This is a genomic window from Delftia sp. GW456-R20, assembly GCF_001622915.1.
Classification (GTDB): Bacteria; Pseudomonadota; Gammaproteobacteria; order Burkholderiales; family Burkholderiaceae_C; genus Comamonas; species Comamonas acidovorans.
Window position 1 is genome coordinate 1 of record NZ_LWCN01000001.1, and the last position, 15,662, is coordinate 15,662.

Annotated in this window: 15 protein-coding genes and 1 other RNA gene; 4 read left to right on the forward strand and 12 right to left on the reverse strand. The window is 67.1% G+C overall.

The genetic code is table 11. The features are described from left to right. The 6 genes from A4F85_RS00005 to A4F85_RS00030 all read right to left on the reverse strand — a co-directional run. The coding region (locus A4F85_RS00005; RefSeq protein ID WP_063325276.1) for a TauD/TfdA dioxygenase family protein at positions 1-598 on the reverse strand (598 nt) is incomplete at its 3' end. A gap of 39 nt (positions 599-637) precedes the next feature. Further along, positions 638-2,887 carry a xanthine dehydrogenase family protein molybdopterin-binding subunit gene (locus A4F85_RS00010; protein ID WP_063325277.1) on the reverse strand — a complete coding sequence of 750 codons (2,250 nt, stop codon included), beginning with the start codon at positions 2,885-2,887 and terminating at the stop codon, positions 638-640. Further along, positions 2,865-3,311, reverse strand: coding sequence for a (2Fe-2S)-binding protein (locus tag A4F85_RS00015; protein WP_012206692.1), 447 nt, complete (start codon positions 3,309-3,311; stop codon positions 2,865-2,867). Before A4F85_RS00015 ends, A4F85_RS00010 begins: the two co-directional genes overlap by 23 nt. Before the next feature lie 51 nt (positions 3,312-3,362). After that, the gene (locus tag A4F85_RS00020; protein WP_013801483.1) at positions 3,363-4,448 is read right to left on the reverse strand and encodes a porin; all 1,086 of its coding nucleotides are present in this window, start codon (positions 4,446-4,448) and stop codon (positions 3,363-3,365) included. Between the two features lie 226 nt (positions 4,449-4,674). Beyond that, complete coding sequence (gene rnhA / locus A4F85_RS00025; RefSeq protein WP_013801482.1) at positions 4,675-5,121, reverse strand: ribonuclease HI; 447 nt, start codon at positions 5,119-5,121, stop codon at positions 4,675-4,677. After that, positions 5,118-5,948, reverse strand: coding sequence for a class I SAM-dependent methyltransferase (locus A4F85_RS00030; RefSeq protein WP_013801481.1), 831 nt, complete (start codon positions 5,946-5,948; stop codon positions 5,118-5,120). Before A4F85_RS00030 ends, rnhA begins: the two co-directional genes overlap by 4 nt. Between A4F85_RS00030 and gloB the strand changes: the two genes are divergently transcribed. Together gloB and A4F85_RS00040 are read left to right on the forward strand one after the other, a co-directional pair. Further along, on the forward strand, positions 5,947-6,720 hold the full coding sequence (gene gloB / locus A4F85_RS00035; protein ID WP_012206696.1) for a hydroxyacylglutathione hydrolase: 774 nt from the start codon (positions 5,947-5,949) through the stop codon (positions 6,718-6,720). The genes A4F85_RS00030 and gloB overlap by 2 nt on opposite strands. Continuing rightward, positions 6,720-8,255 (forward strand): transglycosylase SLT domain-containing protein, encoded by a 1,536-nt coding sequence (locus A4F85_RS00040; RefSeq protein WP_012206697.1) that lies wholly within the window; start codon positions 6,720-6,722, stop codon positions 8,253-8,255. Before gloB ends, A4F85_RS00040 begins: the two co-directional genes overlap by 1 nt. A 76-nt stretch (positions 8,256-8,331) precedes the next feature. On the opposite strand, the gene A4F85_RS00045 is transcribed toward A4F85_RS00040, so the two are convergent. The 5 genes from A4F85_RS00045 to dnaX form a co-directional block, all read right to left on the reverse strand. Beyond that, entirely contained in the window at positions 8,332-9,360 is a 1,029-nt protein-coding gene (locus tag A4F85_RS00045; protein WP_231890410.1) for an ABC transporter substrate-binding protein, read from the reverse strand. A gap of 152 nt (positions 9,361-9,512) precedes the next feature. Beyond that, the gene (locus tag A4F85_RS00050) at positions 9,513-9,944 is read right to left on the reverse strand and encodes an MAPEG family protein (protein ID WP_012206699.1); all 432 of its coding nucleotides are present in this window, start codon (positions 9,942-9,944) and stop codon (positions 9,513-9,515) included. A gap of 45 nt (positions 9,945-9,989) precedes the next feature. Beyond that, positions 9,990-10,580 carry a recombination mediator RecR gene (recR, locus tag A4F85_RS00055; protein ID WP_012206700.1) on the reverse strand — a complete coding sequence of 197 codons (591 nt, stop codon included), beginning with the start codon at positions 10,578-10,580 and terminating at the stop codon, positions 9,990-9,992. A gap of 145 nt (positions 10,581-10,725) precedes the next feature. After that, positions 10,726-11,058 (reverse strand): YbaB/EbfC family nucleoid-associated protein, encoded by a 333-nt coding sequence (locus A4F85_RS00060; RefSeq protein ID WP_012206701.1) that lies wholly within the window; start codon positions 11,056-11,058, stop codon positions 10,726-10,728. A 47-nt stretch (positions 11,059-11,105) separates the two neighbouring features. Then, positions 11,106-13,292: a DNA polymerase III subunit gamma/tau gene (dnaX, locus tag A4F85_RS00065; protein WP_063325279.1), complete on the reverse strand. Its 2,187-nt coding sequence runs from the start codon at positions 13,290-13,292 to the stop codon at positions 11,106-11,108. A 100-nt stretch (positions 13,293-13,392) separates the two neighbouring features. Here dnaX and ffs point away from each other — a divergent pair. Beyond that, an RNA gene (gene ffs / locus A4F85_RS00070) (signal recognition particle sRNA small type) lies at positions 13,393-13,489 on the forward strand. A 65-nt stretch (positions 13,490-13,554) separates the two neighbouring features. On the opposite strand, the gene A4F85_RS00075 is transcribed toward ffs, so the two are convergent. Next, on the reverse strand, positions 13,555-14,931 hold the full coding sequence (locus A4F85_RS00075) for a TIGR03862 family flavoprotein (RefSeq protein WP_063325280.1): 1,377 nt from the start codon (positions 14,929-14,931) through the stop codon (positions 13,555-13,557). Positions 14,932-15,202: 271 nt separating this feature from the next. Here A4F85_RS00075 and trxA point away from each other — a divergent pair, with 271 nt between their 5' ends. Continuing rightward, entirely contained in the window at positions 15,203-15,535 is a 333-nt protein-coding gene (gene trxA / locus A4F85_RS00080) for a thioredoxin TrxA (RefSeq protein WP_012206704.1), read from the forward strand. Positions 15,536-15,662: the final 127 nt, after the last annotated feature.

Below are 15,662 nucleotides of genomic sequence, written 5' to 3' on the forward strand. Positions count from 1 at the left end.
TCACAAAGGCCACGGGCAGCCCGGTGACCGGGTGCTCCAGGACCACGGGCTGCTCCAGCGGCGGATGCTTGAGGCGGGTGGCGCGATAGGCCTCGCCAGACGGATCTCGGCGCATCAGGCTTTGCCTGAGCGCTGGCGCCTCCCAGTTGTGGGTGGCGCGCAGCTTGCGCAGATAGGCCTGCAGCTCGGGCGCCAGCGAGGCGAAGGCCGTGGTCATGCTGGCCCACATGGTGTCGCCGCCCGTGGGCGGCACGTCCACGGCGTAGAGGCAGGCACCGGCGGGCGGCTTGGTCTGCCAGGTCAGGTCGGCATGCCAGATGTCGGTGCCGGTGCGCGTGCCCTGGCTGATCAGCAGCTCGACATGGGGATCGTCCGGGTGCGAGGGAAAGGTGGAGGACACGGGCTCTACCTTGCCGAACACCTGGGCCACGCGCACCTGCTGCGCAGGGTCCAGCGTCTGGTCGCGGAAGAAGATGACCTGGCGCTCGGCCAGCAGCCGGCGCAGCGCGTCCGCATGGTCATGCACCTGCGCCGGGTCCGAGAGATCGATGCCGTATATCTCCGATCCTATGCACGGGGTGATGTGTTCGACTTGCATGAAATTCCTTTTCTCGAAAAAAACGGGTTGGGGTGGTGATCAGGTGGACGCGATGTCCTGCGGCAGCGGCATGGAGCGGAACCGGCGGCCGGTGGCATGGAACAGGGCCGTGGCCACGGCAGGCGCCGTGGGGCCCAGGGCCACTTCGCCGCAGCCCTGGGGCGGCCGGTCGCTCTCGACCAGGACCACCTCCACGCGGGGCATTTCGGACAGTTGCAGCAGCGGGTAGTCGTGGAAATTGCTTTGCTGCACCACGCCCTTGTCAAAGCCCAGCCGGCTCTTGAAGGTGTTGGTCAGCGCAAAGCCGATGCCGCCCTCGACATTGGCCTTGACCAGTCCCGGGTTGACCACGCGGCCCGCGTCGATGGCGCAGATGGCGCGCTCCAGCCGCACGCGGCCTTCCACAACACGCAATTCCATGACCAGCGCGACGAAGGTCTGGAAGCTCTCGCCCCGCCCCGTGTAGACGTTGAAGGTCATGGCGCGGTGCAGGCCTGCCGGTGCGGGCTGCTCCCAGCGCGCGGCCTTCGCCGCCGCATCCAGCACGCCCAGCGCCAGCGGCTGGCCGGCCAGCAGGCGGCGACGGTACTGGTAGTCGTCCACGCCTGCGGTGTGGGCCAGCTCGCTGATGAAGCTTTCCAGGAAGAACACGCTGGACGTGGTGCCCACGCTGCGCAGATAGCTCAGCGGTATGGGCTGCTGCACGTCCACGGCATCCACCAGCAGGTTGGGCACGCCGTAGATCAGGTCGTAGATGGACTCGACCATGGTCTCGTCCCAGCCGCCGGCATCGGCCATCTTCTTGGGGTTGATGGCGCCGTACAGCGACTGGCCCGAGATGCGTGCATGCAGCGCGGCAGGCAGGCCGTCGGCGCCCAGCACGGCACTCAGCCGCCCCGAGGCACCGGGCCGGTAGTAGGAATGCCGTATGTCGTCTTCGCGCGAGCGGATGACCTTGACGGGCCGGCCCACGGCCTTGGATGCCGCTGCCGCATGCAAGGCGAAGTCGGGCATGTACTTGCGCCCGAAGCTGCCGCCCAGGAAGGTGGTGTGCACGATGACCTTGTCCGCAGGCACCCCGCAGGCCTTGCCGAGTTCGCCACGCAGGAAGTCCTGGCCCTGGTAGGGCCCCCAGGTCTCGACCTCGCCGTCGCGCACATGGACAGTGGCGGCCAGCGGCTCCATGGTGGCGTGCGTGATGTAGGGCGAGTGGTAGTCGGCCGTGATCGGCTTGCCCGCCGCCAGCATTTCGCGCGGCTTGCCCAGGCTGCGGGCGACGACGGCCTTGTCGTTCGACAGGCCTGCGACGAACTGCGCATGGATGCGCTCGCTGTCCACGCCGGCCGCCGCGCCGGCGTCGAATTCGATGTCCAGCGCGTCGGCGGCCTGCTTGGCGATCCAGTACGAATCGGCCACCACGACCACGGTGCTGGGCTCGGGGTCGGGCCACTGCGTGGTGCGCACGACGGCATGCACGCCGGGACGCGCGCGCACCTCTGCCTCGTTGCGGATGCGCACGATGCGCCCCGTCACGCTGGGCGCCATGCGCACTGCGCCGATCAGCATGCCGGGCACCTCGACATCGATGCCGAAGACCGCACTGCCATCGACCTTGGCCGGGGTGTCCACCCGGCGCAGGTTGCGGCCGATCAGGCCCTGCTCGGAAGCCGACTTCATGCGCGGGCGCGCGGCGATGGACAGCCTGGAAGCCTCGGCCACGATCTCGCCGTAGCCCACGCTGCGACCCGTCGCGGAGTGCAGCACCCGGCCGGCGCGCGTGCTGCACTGGGATGCCCGCACGCCCAGCCGGGCCGCGCCGGCACGCAGCAGCACATCACGGGCCTGGGCACCGGCCAGGCGCATGCGCTCGTAGAAATAGTTCATCGACATTGACGCGCCCACGAACTGCTGGAACGGCATCTCGCCCGCATCGTTGCGGTAGGCGTCGCGCCCCGTGACGAAGCGCACGGTCACGCTGGCCCAGTCGGCATCGAGCTCGTCGGCCAGCACCTGGGGCAGGCCCGTGTAGATGCCCTGGCCCACCTCGCACTGCGACACGCCGATCACCACCTGCCCCGAAGGCTCGATCCAGACCCAGTCGCCGATGGAGGAAGCCGTTGCCGCCGCTGCACCGGCCTCCGCTGGCGCGGCCTGCGCCAGCGGAATCAGCAGGCTGCCGGCAGCAGGCGCCACCAGCAGCGCAGCAGCGCTCTGGAGCAGATGCCTGCGCCGCAGCGAGATGGCAGAGCCGGCCGTGCGGCCCCGTTCATTGCTTGGACGCTGCGGCATGGATGGCCTCCCGGATGCGGTGGTAGGTGGCGCAGCGGCACAGATTGGTCATGGCCTCGTCGATCTGCGCATCGGTGGGCTGTGGATGGGTCTTGAGCAGCGCGGCAGCGGCCATGACCATGCCGGACTGGCAGTAGCCGCACTGCGGCACGTCCTTGTCCATCCAGGCCTTCTGGATGGGGTGGGAACGGTTGCTGGACAGCCCTTCGATGGTCGTGACCGCCTTGCCGCCCACCGTCGAGACGGGCAGCACGCAGGAGCGCACCGGCTCGCCATCGACATGGACCGTGCAGGCCCCGCACATGCTGATGCCGCAGCCGAACTTGGTGCCGGGCAGCTTGAAGTGATCGCGCAGCACCCACAGCAAGGGGGTCTGCCCGTCGCCGTCAAAGGCCACGCTTCGGGAATTGAGGGTGAATTTCATCGTGGGGTCTCCAATGCGCCCGCGTCGCCGGGGCTGCATGTCTCATGCCTCTCAGAACGAGTGGTGTATGCCTGCCGCAATCACGGTCTGCGTGCGCCCGCTGGCAACGCCCACGGAGTTCATCGCTGCCACGCCATCCGAGGCGCGCTGGTGCGTGACCGAGGCATGCAGCTGCGTGCGCTTGGAGAAGGCGTAGCGCGCGCCCAGGTGGACCTGGTTCCACTTCGTCTGCTCGAAGCGGCTGAAGGAGTAGCCCGTGTTGATGGTCACGGCCTGGCTGGTCTGCCAGGCCAGGCCCAGGTCGAGCGCGCTCATGTTGCTGGAGGCCCCGCCGTACTTGAGCGTGGAGCGCGTCAGCAGCGCGTTGAGCCGGACCGGAAGCGCATCGAGCTGGTAACCGCCGCCTATGCCCAGCACCTGGAAGGTGTCGAGCACCAGGGGTCGGCCCGCCACCAGGTCCTGGCCCAGCGCGTTCGCCAGGCCCGTGCGCCCGGCGATATCGAAGGCACGGCCACGCGCATCGGTGTAGGCCACGGCCAGATTGAGCTTGGCACTGGAATAGCTGCCCATGACGCTGTAGGTACGGTTGGCCTGCGAGCGGCCCGGCACCTCGCCAAAACCGTACTGCGCGCCGAACTGCATGCCCCCCATGCTGGGCGTCAGGTAGACCACGGAGTTGTCCACCGGAAACTGGCTGGACAGGCCGTCCAGATTGCCGGGGTGGTAGAGATAGAAGTTGTAGAGCTGGTAGCCGTTGCCCCACTGGCTCAGCGTGCCGGCCGTGAAATCGACCTGGCGACCCAGCCGCACCGAGCCCATCGACGCGCTGTCCAGACCCACCCAGGAAGCCCGGTTGAAGTAGCTGGTCGGCGAGATCGGCGAGCCGATGTCCGTGAGGAATCCGTTCTCCAGCTGGAACGAGGCCTTCATGCCGCCCCCCAGATCCTCCGAGCCGCGCAGGCCCCAGAGGTCAGGCTGGGAAATGGCCGAATCCATGCGCGTCAGCCGGCTCCCGCGCACATCGCTGATCCAGGGCATGGTCAGGTCCATGCTGCCGTACAGCGTCACCGAACTCTGGGCCAGCGCCGCTCCCGCGCCGCCCAGCATCGCCAATGCGGCAATTGCTTTGTATTTCATCGCAAGGCTCTTTCATCGTGAGATGGGTAAAAAAATTCCACAAGTGGCAATTTTGAACACCACGCCACGGAAGATGCCTGGCAGGGCGCGAACTAATTTCCACTTATGGAAATATTAGCTGCGCGGGCCGAATTCTGGTTCTGGGGTTTTCATCTACCGCGTTGTAGGTAGGTCTCGGGAGGTGGAAGCAAGGGACGGGCATTGCACCCGCCCCCGCACCAGGCGCTCAGCGCCCCAGTGCCTGGTCCACGCCCTTGTTGGCCAGGGCGTCTGCCCGCTCGTTGCCAGGGTCGCCTGCGTGGCCCTTGACCCAGCGCCAGTCGATGCGGTGGCCGCCACCCTGGACCAGGGCGTCCAGCCGCTGCCACAGCTCGACGTTCTTGACCGGCTCCTTGGAGGCCGTCTTCCAGCCCTTGGCCTTCCAGCCATGGATCCATTCGGTGATGCCCTTGAGCACGTACTGGCTGTCGATGTAGAGCACCACATCGCAGGGCCGCCTGAGCGCGGACAGCGCCTCGATCACGGCCATCATCTCCATGCGGTTGTTGGTCGTGTTCAGCTCGCCGCCGAACAGCTCTTTCCTGGCGCTGCCGGCCTCCAGCACCACGCCCCAGCCGCCGGGACCCGGATTGCCCTTGCAGGCGCCGTCCGTGTAGATAACAACTTGATTCAAAAAATTTCCTTGGGTTGAATGGCCCGGCCTTCAGGCCGGTTGGAATGCGGATCGCTGCCCTGCACCGCCTGCGCCGGCATGCGGTGGGCCACAGGCACGGAGGCGCCCGACACGGCTGCGCGGCCACGCCAGGCAGGCTCCAGCATGCGTGCGCCCGGCACGCGCTTGACGGCCACCACGCAGTACACGCCGCCCAGCATGGGCCAGCCCAGCCGCCCCACGCGGTCCATGAACTGCCAGCGCCGCAGCCAGCGATCCGTCTGCACGGCAGGACGATAGCAGCCGAACTGCACGGCCTCGATCTCGAAGGCCAGCAATCGCAGCCAGTCGCGCAGCCGCCAGTAGCCCACGCCCCAGCCCACATCGGGCAGATACACGCCGCGCTCGGCACGGCGCTGCACGCCCAGCAGACTGGCGGGGTTGAGCCCGCACACGACGATACGGCCCTCCGGCATCAGCACCCTGGCCGCCTCGCGCAATACGGCATGCGGGTCCGGCGAGGTCTCCAGCGTGTGCGGCATGACGACGAGGTCGAGGCTGGCCTCGGAAAACGGCAGCGCGGCCGGATCGGCCAGCAGCGCCACGGGCACCTCCAGCGGCGGCACTGCCTCGGCTGGCACCGCATCCTGCATGGAATCCAGGGCCAGCCAGCGGTGCGGCATGCGATTGGCGCGCAGCCCCTGGAGCATGGGCATGCCCAACTGCAGGCTGTGATAGCCGAAAATATCGGCCACCGCCTCGTCGCAGCGCTGCTGCTCCCATTCCAGCAGGTAGTGGCCGAGGGCAGATTGCGTCCAGTGATGCGTCCCTATAATTTTGCTGCTCATGAACCTGTTGCCCATCCCCGCTTTTTCCGACAACTACATCTGGCTGCTGTACGACGCAGGGCAGGCCCTGGTCGTCGATCCCGGCGATGCAGCGCCCGTGCTGGCCAGCCTGCGCCAGCTGGACTTGCAGTTGCAGGGCATTTTAGTCACCCACCACCATGCCGATCATGTCGGCGGCGTGGCGCAGCTGCGCCAGGCCACGGGCGCCCAGGTCTGGGGCCCCGCCTACGAGCAGTTGCCCGAGCCCGTGCAGCGCGTGCAGGGTGGCGATACCGTGCAGGCCCTGGGCGGCCCCTGGCAGGTCATTGACGTGCCCGGCCACACCAGCGGCCACATCGCCTTCTACAGCACGGCGGCGCAGGCGCAGCCCGTGCTGTTCTGCGGCGATACGCTGTTTTCAGGGGGATGCGGGCGCCTGTTCGAAGGCACGCCGCAGCAGATGCAGCAATCGCTGGACGATCTGGCCGCGCTGCCGGACAACACCCTGGTCTGCTGCGCACATGAGTACACAATGTCCAACCTGCGCTTTGCGCAGGCCGTGGAACCAAACAACCAGGCCCTGGCTCACTACCAGAGGCATTGTCAGGCGTTGCGCGAGGCCGGCCGGCCCACGCTGCCTTCCCTGATGGAGACCGAGCGCTCCATCAATCCCTTTCTTAGAACGCGCGAATCCGCAGTGGCCGCCGCCGCCGCAGGCTTCGACGCACAGGTGAGACAGCAGGACCCCGCCAGCGTGCTGGCCGGCCTGCGCCAATGGAAAAACGTCTTCTGATGAAACTGCTACACACCCTGCTGCTGGGCAGCCTGCTGGCTCTTGCGGGCTGCGCCACCACCAGCAGCCCGGACCTGGCCAGCACGGCCCCCGCCCCCAGCACCGCACCGCACTCCCCGATGTACCCCAACGGACCGCTGAGCCCGCTGGGCACAGGCAGCGCCGGCAACGGCGGCGTGGCCTCGCTGGAGACCACGGGCGATCTGTGGGTACGCATTCGCCAGGGCTTTGCCATGCCCGACCTGGACCAGGATCTGGTCAAGGACCGCGAGCAGTGGTATGCCAGCCGGCCCGACTACATACAGCGCATGACCGAGCGCTCCAGCAAGTACCTGTTCCACATCGTCGAGGAACTGGAGCGGCGCAACATGCCCACCGAGCTGGCGTTGCTGCCCTACATCGAGAGCGCCTTCAACCCGCAGGCCGTCTCCACTGCCAAGGCGGCCGGCATGTGGCAGTTCATGCCGGCCACCGGCACCTATTTCGACCTCAAGCAAAACGCCTTCCGCGACGACCGCCGCGACGTGCTGGCCTCCACGCGCGCCGCGCTGGACTACCTGCAAAAGCTCTACGACATGTTCGGCGACTGGCACCTGGCCCTGGCCGCCTACAACTGGGGCGAAGGCAGTGTGGGCCGCGCCATCAAGCGCAACGAGAAGCTGGGCCTGCCCACGGGCTACACCGACCTGCAGATGCCGGCCGAGACCCGCATGTACGTGCCCAAGCTGCAGGCCGTCAAGAACATCGTGGCCAACCCCGATGCGTTCAACACCGAGCTGCCGCTGATCGAGAACCACCCCTACTTCCAGACCGTCACCATCACCCGTGACATCGACGTGGAACTGGTAGCCAAGCTGGCCGACGTGTCGACCGATGACTTCAAGGCGCTCAATCCCAGCTTCCGCAAGCCGGTGATCTTTGCGGCCGGCACGCCGGAGATCCTGCTGCCCTGGGACAACGCCAAGGTGTTCCGCCGCAACATGCAGGCCTTCGACGAAGGCCAGTACGCGAGCTGGACCGTGTGGACCGTGCCTTCCACCATCAGCGTGGCCGAGGCGGCCCAGCGCGTGGGCCTGGGCGAGTCCGACCTGCGCGCCCTCAACAACATCCCCCCACGCATGCTGATCAAGGCCGGCTCCGCGCTCATGGTGCCGCGCGGCGCCAACGTGCGTGCCGACGTGGCCGGCCACGTGGCCGACAATGGCCAGATCAGCTTTGCCCCCGAGATCGTCACGCGCCGCACCACCATCAAGGCCCGCAAGCGCGACACGCTGATCAGCGTGGCCAACCGCTACGGCGTCAGCGCGTCCAATCTGGCGGACTGGAATGACCTGAAGTCCTCCGCCACCCTGCATGCCGGCCAATCGCTGGTGGCCTACCTGCCGGTGCGCGCCAGCAGCGGCGGCAATGCCCGGGCGGCCAAGTCCACCGGAACCGCACGCAAGGTGGCCGTGCAGCCGCAAAACCGCAACGCCAAGGTGTCGGTCACCACGGCGCCGCGTGGCGGCAAGCCATCCAAGGTGAAAAAGCGCTGAAGGCGCTGAAGGCACCGCCACTGCCCCACTCCACAGAGCCCGCTTTCGCGGGCTCTTTTGCGTGCGGCCCGGGGACTCAGGTGTGGAAACGCTGGCGGGACTGCCGCACGAATTCGTTGGTGAACGAGCGCTCCAGGTCGATACCGCTGCGCGCCAGCGCAGGGTTGAGCCGGACCAGGGCGCGCAGGGCCGTGGCAGGCCCGTCATCGGGCATCAGGCCATCCGGGGAGATCGTGGTGCGCATGTGCTCGAAGGCCGACAGATAGGCACGCCGCGAGCCCAGCAGATACGGTGCAGGCACGGCCCTGAGCACATCCATGGGCGCGGCGGTCTGCAGCCACTTGAGCGATCGGACCATGGCATTGCTCAGCGCCTGGGCCTTGGCCGGGTTCTTGCGCAAAAAGGCCTGGGTCGCGTACAGCGTGCCCGAGGGCATGGAGCCGCCATACAGCTGCGCGCTGCTGCGCAGATCACGCAGGTCTCTGACGATGCGCACGGCTCCCTTGTCCTCCAGCACGCTCATCAGCGGGTCCGCATGGCACAGCGCATGCACGCGCCCGGTGCGCAGCGCCTCCATGGCGTCAGGCCCCGAGCCCACACCCACCAGTTGCACCAGATCGGCCTCCAGACCCTCACCCAGCAGCATCAGTTGCACGGCCCGGGCCGTGGATGCGCCCAGCGAGGACACGCCCACGCGCCGCCCGCGCAGGTCGGCCAGCGTCTGGTAGCGCGGCATCCAGCGCGAGGACACGCCCAGCGCAATCTGCGGCGCACGCCCCTGCACGACAAAGGCACGCAGCACACTGCCGCGCTGCTGCGCGACAAGCGTGTGTTCATAGGCACCCGCGCACACATCGGCGGCGCCCGATTCCAGCGCCTGCAGCGACTGCGACCCGCCCGGATAGTCATCGATGCGCACGGTCAGGCCCTCGGCCTCGAAGTACCCCAGTTGCTGGGCAATCACCAGCGGTAGGTAATACAGCAGGCCCTGACCGCCCACGGAAATCGTCACCAGCTCGGCCGAACCGAGGGAAGGAAGCGACCAAAGGGAACCCAGCCCCATGAGGCTCAACAAGGTTCGGCGATCAAGCACGTGGGAAGACATGGTGGTTATTTTGCTGCAGTGCAACACGATCATGCCCAGAGCCCGCATGCACAGCATCGGTGCTTGCCCGTATGTGAAACACCGTAGGCTTCAGGGCCAGCACGGCGCGCGGTGAACACGCGCCCGGCCCTCACCCAGGCCTCACCCAGGCCTCAGCGGTAGCCCGCGAAAAACAGCAGCAGATTCACCACCAGCGCCAGCGCCCAGGCCAGACTGCGCAGCGTGGCGCGGTCCGTCACATAAAAGGCGATGTAGGCAATGCGCAACACAACAAAGGCCACGGCCAGGCCATCGACACGCGCGGACGGTGCACCCAATTGCCAGGCAACCAGCAAGGCGCCAATGAAGAACGGCAGGCACTCGAAGCTATTGGCCTGCGCCGCGTTGGCCCGTGCCTGGTAGCCCGTCTGCTGCGCCAGCCAGGCCCGGGGTTCGTGGTTGTCGAAACCGCGCTGCCCCGGCCGGTGCTTCATGCCGGGCGCCTTGGCGATGTAGGCGCAGGCCAGCGGCAGCAGGGCCGCCACCAGCAGGCACCAATGCGCTATGGAGAAGCCGCCGGGCGGCAGGATGACAGAGGTCGGCATACAGGCTCCTGATGAATAGACAAGAAACGCCAGCCGCCTCGGCCACTACCGGCGGTCCACCAGCGCATGGGCGATCGTACCGAGGTCCACGTACTCGAGTTCGCTGCCTATGGGCACGCCGCGCGCCAGGCGCGTCACATGGATGCCGCGCGCCTTCAGGGCCTCGCTGATCGCATGGGCCGTGGCCTCGCCTTCCGCCGTGAAGCTGGTGGCCAGGATCACCTCCTGCACCTTGCCGTCGCCGGCACGCTCCAGCAGGGATGACAGGTTCAGATCGCGCGGACCTATGCCGTCGAGTGGCGACAACCGCCCCATCAGCACGTAGTAATAGCCCTGGTAGGCACCCGTGCGCTCCATGGCCGCCATATCGGCGGGCGCCTCCACCACGCACAACCGGGCCGCGTCACGCCCTTCATCCTGGCAGATGGAGCAGATGCGGCCTTCGGTGAAGGTATGGCAGCGCTCGCAGTGGGTGACCGACTCCACGGCCGTGGTCAGGGCACGGGCCAGCTGCCGCGCGCCGTCCTGGTCGCGCTGCAGCAGGTGGAAGGCCATGCGCTGCGCCGACTTGATGCCTACACCCGGGAGCCTGCGCAAGGCCTCGATCAGGCCATCGAGCGATTGCACGTCCGACATGGCAGCTTCCTTTCAATGGAGAAGGTTCTCAGAAAAAAAGCGATCTGCAGGGGCAGATCGCTCGATGGCCACTCCACACGAGTGGGCAGCTGGAGAAGCCGGCATGGCCTCTCCAGGCTGTTCGGCACAACCGCTGGGGCCTGCCTCAGAACGGGAACTTCATGCCGCCCGGCAGGCCGGGCATGCCAGCCGTGAGCTTGCCCATCTTCTCGTTGGAAGTCTCTTCGGCCTTGCGCACGGCGGCGTTGAAGGCGGCAGCCACCAGGTCTTCCAGCATGTCCTTGTCTTCGGCCAGCAGGCTGGGGTCGATGGTGATGCGCTTGACGTCGTGCTTGCAGGTCATGACCACCTTCACGAGGCCCGCGCCCGATTCACCTTCCACCTCGATGTTGCCCAGTTCATCCTGGGCCTTCTTGAGGTTGTCCTGCATGGCCTGGGCTTGCTTCATCAGGCCGGCCAGTTGTCCTTTGTTGAACATGTGAGTTCCTTCTTCTGTAGGGTAAAAACGAAACGCTCTGGAGCGTGTCAGGGCTGAATGGATACGGGCTTGATACTGCCGGGCACGATTTTCGCGCCATGGCTGCGGATCAGGGTCTGCACCAGAGAATGATTCATCACGATGTCTTCTGCAATGCGCTGGCGCTCATGGCTGGCCACCGCATTGCGCCGCGCGGGGCTGTCCACCACGGCGCCTTGCTCGACATTCAGTTGCCGCGCCAGGCCAGCGGCCTCCAGCGCTGCACGCAGGCGCTCGCGCGTGGCGGGCTGGGCCAGCGAGCTGCTTTCCACGCGCAGCGTCCATGCATCGCCATCGCGCGCCACCAGTTGCGACTGCAGCGCCAGTTGCCGTGCCAGCGCCGTGACGGCCTCGGCCTGCACCAGTTGCTGGACGGCAGCGTGCCAGACATCGCCGTCGGGCGTGCGCTCCACGGTCGGCGCGGGAGGCGCACCGGGGGACTGGCGGCCACGTTCGGGAGCGAAGTCCTGCGCATCGATCTGAGTGTCGATCTGCGGTTCGGACTGCCGTGCCACGGCAGCGGCAGGCGGCTCCAGGGCCAGATCTCCGTCATCGCTCCAGCGGCCTTCGTCGGCCCAGCCTTCATCGGGCATCCCGGCCCAGGCACCCTCGTCCGGCGCATCGGCATCCTGCGCCTGCGGCGCCTCATCGGCAGAAGAGTCTTCGTCTTCCTGCACATCGTCCACGGGCTCATCCACAGGCTCGTCCAGGGGCTCCTGGGCGACACCGGCGGCCGGCTTCACCTCTGGAGCAGCGGAAGGCCTGGCCTCCTGGACAGGCGCAAGCACAGGTTCCGGCCTGGCAACTGCGGCCACGGCCACGGGCGCCTGAACAGGCGCTGGAGCCGCAACGGCTTGCACCACGGGAGCGACCACGGCGGGCGCAGCGGTCACGGGAGATGCGACAGGCGCGACAGGAGCAGGAGGCGCGAGCGGGACGGGCATGGCCGCCTTGGCTGGGGCAGCGGGAGCCTCGGGCACAGCGGGCTGTGCGGGCCGCGTCTGCGCAACGGGCGCGGGAGATTCAGGCTTCGCCGTGGAGGGGGTCAGCGCTGGAGTTTTTTTTTCAGCCGCGCCCGGGGCGGGCTCTGCAGATTGCGGCTTGAACGCCAGCAGCCGCAGCAGCGCCATGGTCAGCGCCGCGTACTCGTCGGGAGCCAGGCCCAGTTCGGCCCGGCCATGCAGGCAGATGCTGTAGAGCAGCTGGGTTTCGTCGCGCGGCATCAGCACCGCAAGGCGGGCGATCTCTGCGGCTTCTGGATCGCTGGCGTCGGCGGCAATCTGCGGCACGGCCTGTGCCACGGCCATGCGCTGCAGCACGGCGCACATTTCCTCCAGCGTAGAGGCGGCAGACAGGCCATTGCGGCGCAGCGCCTCGGAGGTTTCCACAACCACCTGGCCATCGGCCTGGGCGAGTGCCTCGATCAGGCGGAACACATGGCTGCGGTCCACGCTGCCCAGCATCTGGCGCACCGTGGCCTCCTGCAGCTGTCCGCTGCCAAAGGCAATGGCCTGGTCAGTCAGCGACAGCGCATCGCGCATGGAGCCACGCGCGGCGCGCGACAGCAGGCGCAGGGCCTGGGGCTCGGAGGCCACGCCTTCCTGCCCCAGCACCTGGCCCAGATGCTCCAGCACGGTCTCGGGCGCCATGGGCCGCAGGTTGAACTGCAGGCAGCGGCTGAGCACGGTCACGGGCACCTTCTGCGGATCGGTGGTGGCCAGCACGAACTTCAGGTATTCGGGCGGCTCCTCCAGCGTCTTGAGCATGGCGTTGAAGGCCGTGTTCGTGAGCATGTGCACTTCGTCGATCATGAAGACCTTGAAGCGTCCCTGCACCGGCTTGTAGACAGCCTGCTCCAGCAGGCTCTGCACCTCGTCCACGCCACGGTTGGAGGCAGCGTCCAGCTCCGTGTAGTCGGGAAAGCGCCCGCTGTCGATTTCGGTACAGGCCGCACAGACGCCGCAGGGCGTTGCCGTGATGCCGCCCTGGCCATCGGCGCCCTGGCAGTTGAGCGACTTGGCCAAAATGCGCGAGACCGTGGTCTTGCCCACGCCGCGCGTGCCGGTGAACAGATAGGCATGGTGCAGGCGCTGCTGCGTCAGGGCGTTGGTGAGCGCCTGAACGACATGCTCCTGCCCCACCATTTCAGAGAAATTGCGGGGGCGGTATTTGCGGGCCAGCACAAGATAAGACATCCCGCGATTCTACGGGGCTGGGCGCCCTTGCCCGAGGCGACCCGGGTTTGGCCGGCCATGTCGTCCGGGCGGCCCGGTGTTTGCCCCTATAATCGAGAGTGACGGGCCTCCTCGCATGGGGAAGCGGCCAACCGGGTCAGGTGGGGAACCAAGCAGCCCTAACCGTGAAACCAGTGCCGAGGGCAAGGCTCGTCACCTTCATTGAACAGCAGGCCCTGCGGGCGCCTGCCCCGTCCAGGCCCGCTGCGGCACCCTCTCTCCCTTAACGCTCTGCGCCATCCACCTTGAGATAGCGCGCAACGCCTTGCGCCGCCTGCAGGCCGCTGGCCATGCACGCCGTCAGCAGGTAGCCGCCCGTGGGAGCCTCCCAGTCCAGCATCTCGCCGGCGCAGAAAACGCCAGGAGCGGCTGCGCACATGCCGTTGGCGTCCAGAGCTTCCAGCCGCACGCCGCCTGCCGTGCTGATGGCCTCGTCAATGGGTCGGGCCGCCACCACGGTGATGGGCAGGGCCTTGATGGCATGGGCCAGCCGCACAGGGTCGGCCACACCTTCCTTGCCCAGCACCTCATGCAGCACGGCGGCCTTGATGCCGTCCAGGCCCAGGCGCCCCTTCAGATGGCTGGCCAGGCTGCGCGAGCCGCGCGGATGGCGCACTTCCACCAGCACGCGCTCGGGCGTCAACTGGGGCAGCAGGTCGAGATGGACGGTGGCCTGCCCGTCGCGCGCAATGGCTTCGCGCAGCGCCGCAGAGACGGCATAGATCAGGCTGCCTTCCACGCCCGTGGTCGTGGCAATGAATTCGCCCTTGCGCGAGAAAACATGGCCTTTGCCATCATCAAAGGACAGCGCCACAGACTTGAACGGCTGGCCCGCAAAGCGCTCGGTGAAATAAGGACTCCAGCCGCGCGCAGGCTGGGGGCTGGCGCCCAGCAGCTCGGCCATGAACTCCCGGCGATCGATCTGTCCGCCCGAAGCCGCGCCGTCCAGACCCACATCGAACCCGCAGTTGGAAGGCTTCAACGCAGCGACTTCAACACCGCGCTGCTCCAGCAAGGGCAGCCAGGCGCCATCCGAGCCCAGGCGCGCCCAGCTGCCACCGCCCAATGCCAGCACCACGGCCCTTGCCCGCACCTGCAGCCGCCCTTCGGGTGTATCAAAGCCCAGCGCATCGCCTTCTTGCCAGCCCAGCCAGCGGTGGCGCGTGTGCAGGACCACGCCCTGGGTCTGCAGACGCACCAGCCAGGCACGCAGCAAGGGCGCAGCCTTCATGTCCTTGGGGAATACGCGGCCCGAGCTGCCCACAAAGGTTTCCACGCCCAGTTCACCGGCCCAGGCACGCAGTTGATCCGGGGACAGCAGCTCCAGCCAGCGCGACACCTCGGCACTGCGCTCGCCGTAGCGGGAGACAAAGGCGGGCAGGTTTTCGGAATGGGTCAGGTTGAGCCCGCCCTTGCCTGCCATGAGGAACTTGCGCCCAGCGGAGGACTTGGCCTCGAACACATGGACATCCAGCCCCTTGCCGGCCAGCCCTTCGGCCGCCATCAGGCCCGCAGGCCCCGCACCGATCACCGCCACATCGCAGTCCATCATGCGCGCTGCCGCACCGGGTTCAAAAGCATCCATCACATCAGTTTCCATTCCATGCTCGCATTCAACTTGGCGCTGCCGGCCGGCACATATGCCTGCAGCGCGGGCGCGCAGAATACCCTGCCGCAGGCCGGTCTGCGCGCGGGCGCCACTAATTCCCGGAGTCCCGGCAACCCTGTCGCCACCCCATAAACAGCTATGACAGTCATAGCATTGAGCTACCGCCCATACGGTGCAGCAGGTGATAGGTTTCTGTCACAATCTTTTTGCGGTGCGGATTTTCCTGCGCCTTCCTCATTGCGAAAAATCAAGGACTCCACCCATGGCCAGCGAACTGATCAAACACATCTCCGACGCAAGCTTTGAAGCCGACGTCTTGCAGCCTGGCACCACGGTGCTGGTCGATTACTGGGCCGAATGGTGCGGCCCCTGCAAGATGATCGCCCCCATCCTCGACGAAGCAGCGCAGACCTACAAGGAAAAGCTGTCCATCGCCAAGATGAATGTGGACGAGAACCGTGAGATCCCCGCCAAGTTCGGCATCCGCGGCATTCCCACGCTGATGCTGTTCAAGGATGGCCAGCTGGCCGCTACCAAGGTGGGCGCCCTCAACAAGGCACAGCTGTCCGCTTTCCTGGAACAGCACCTGGCCTGATTCCCCCGACGGCCCCGCACACGGGGCCGTCACAGATGCGGGCCGGCGTTGGCCGCAGCACCGCATCGCACTGGCGCATAAACGAGGCGCCAGCGCAAATTTCCCTGTGACCTTCGGATTTTTTCCT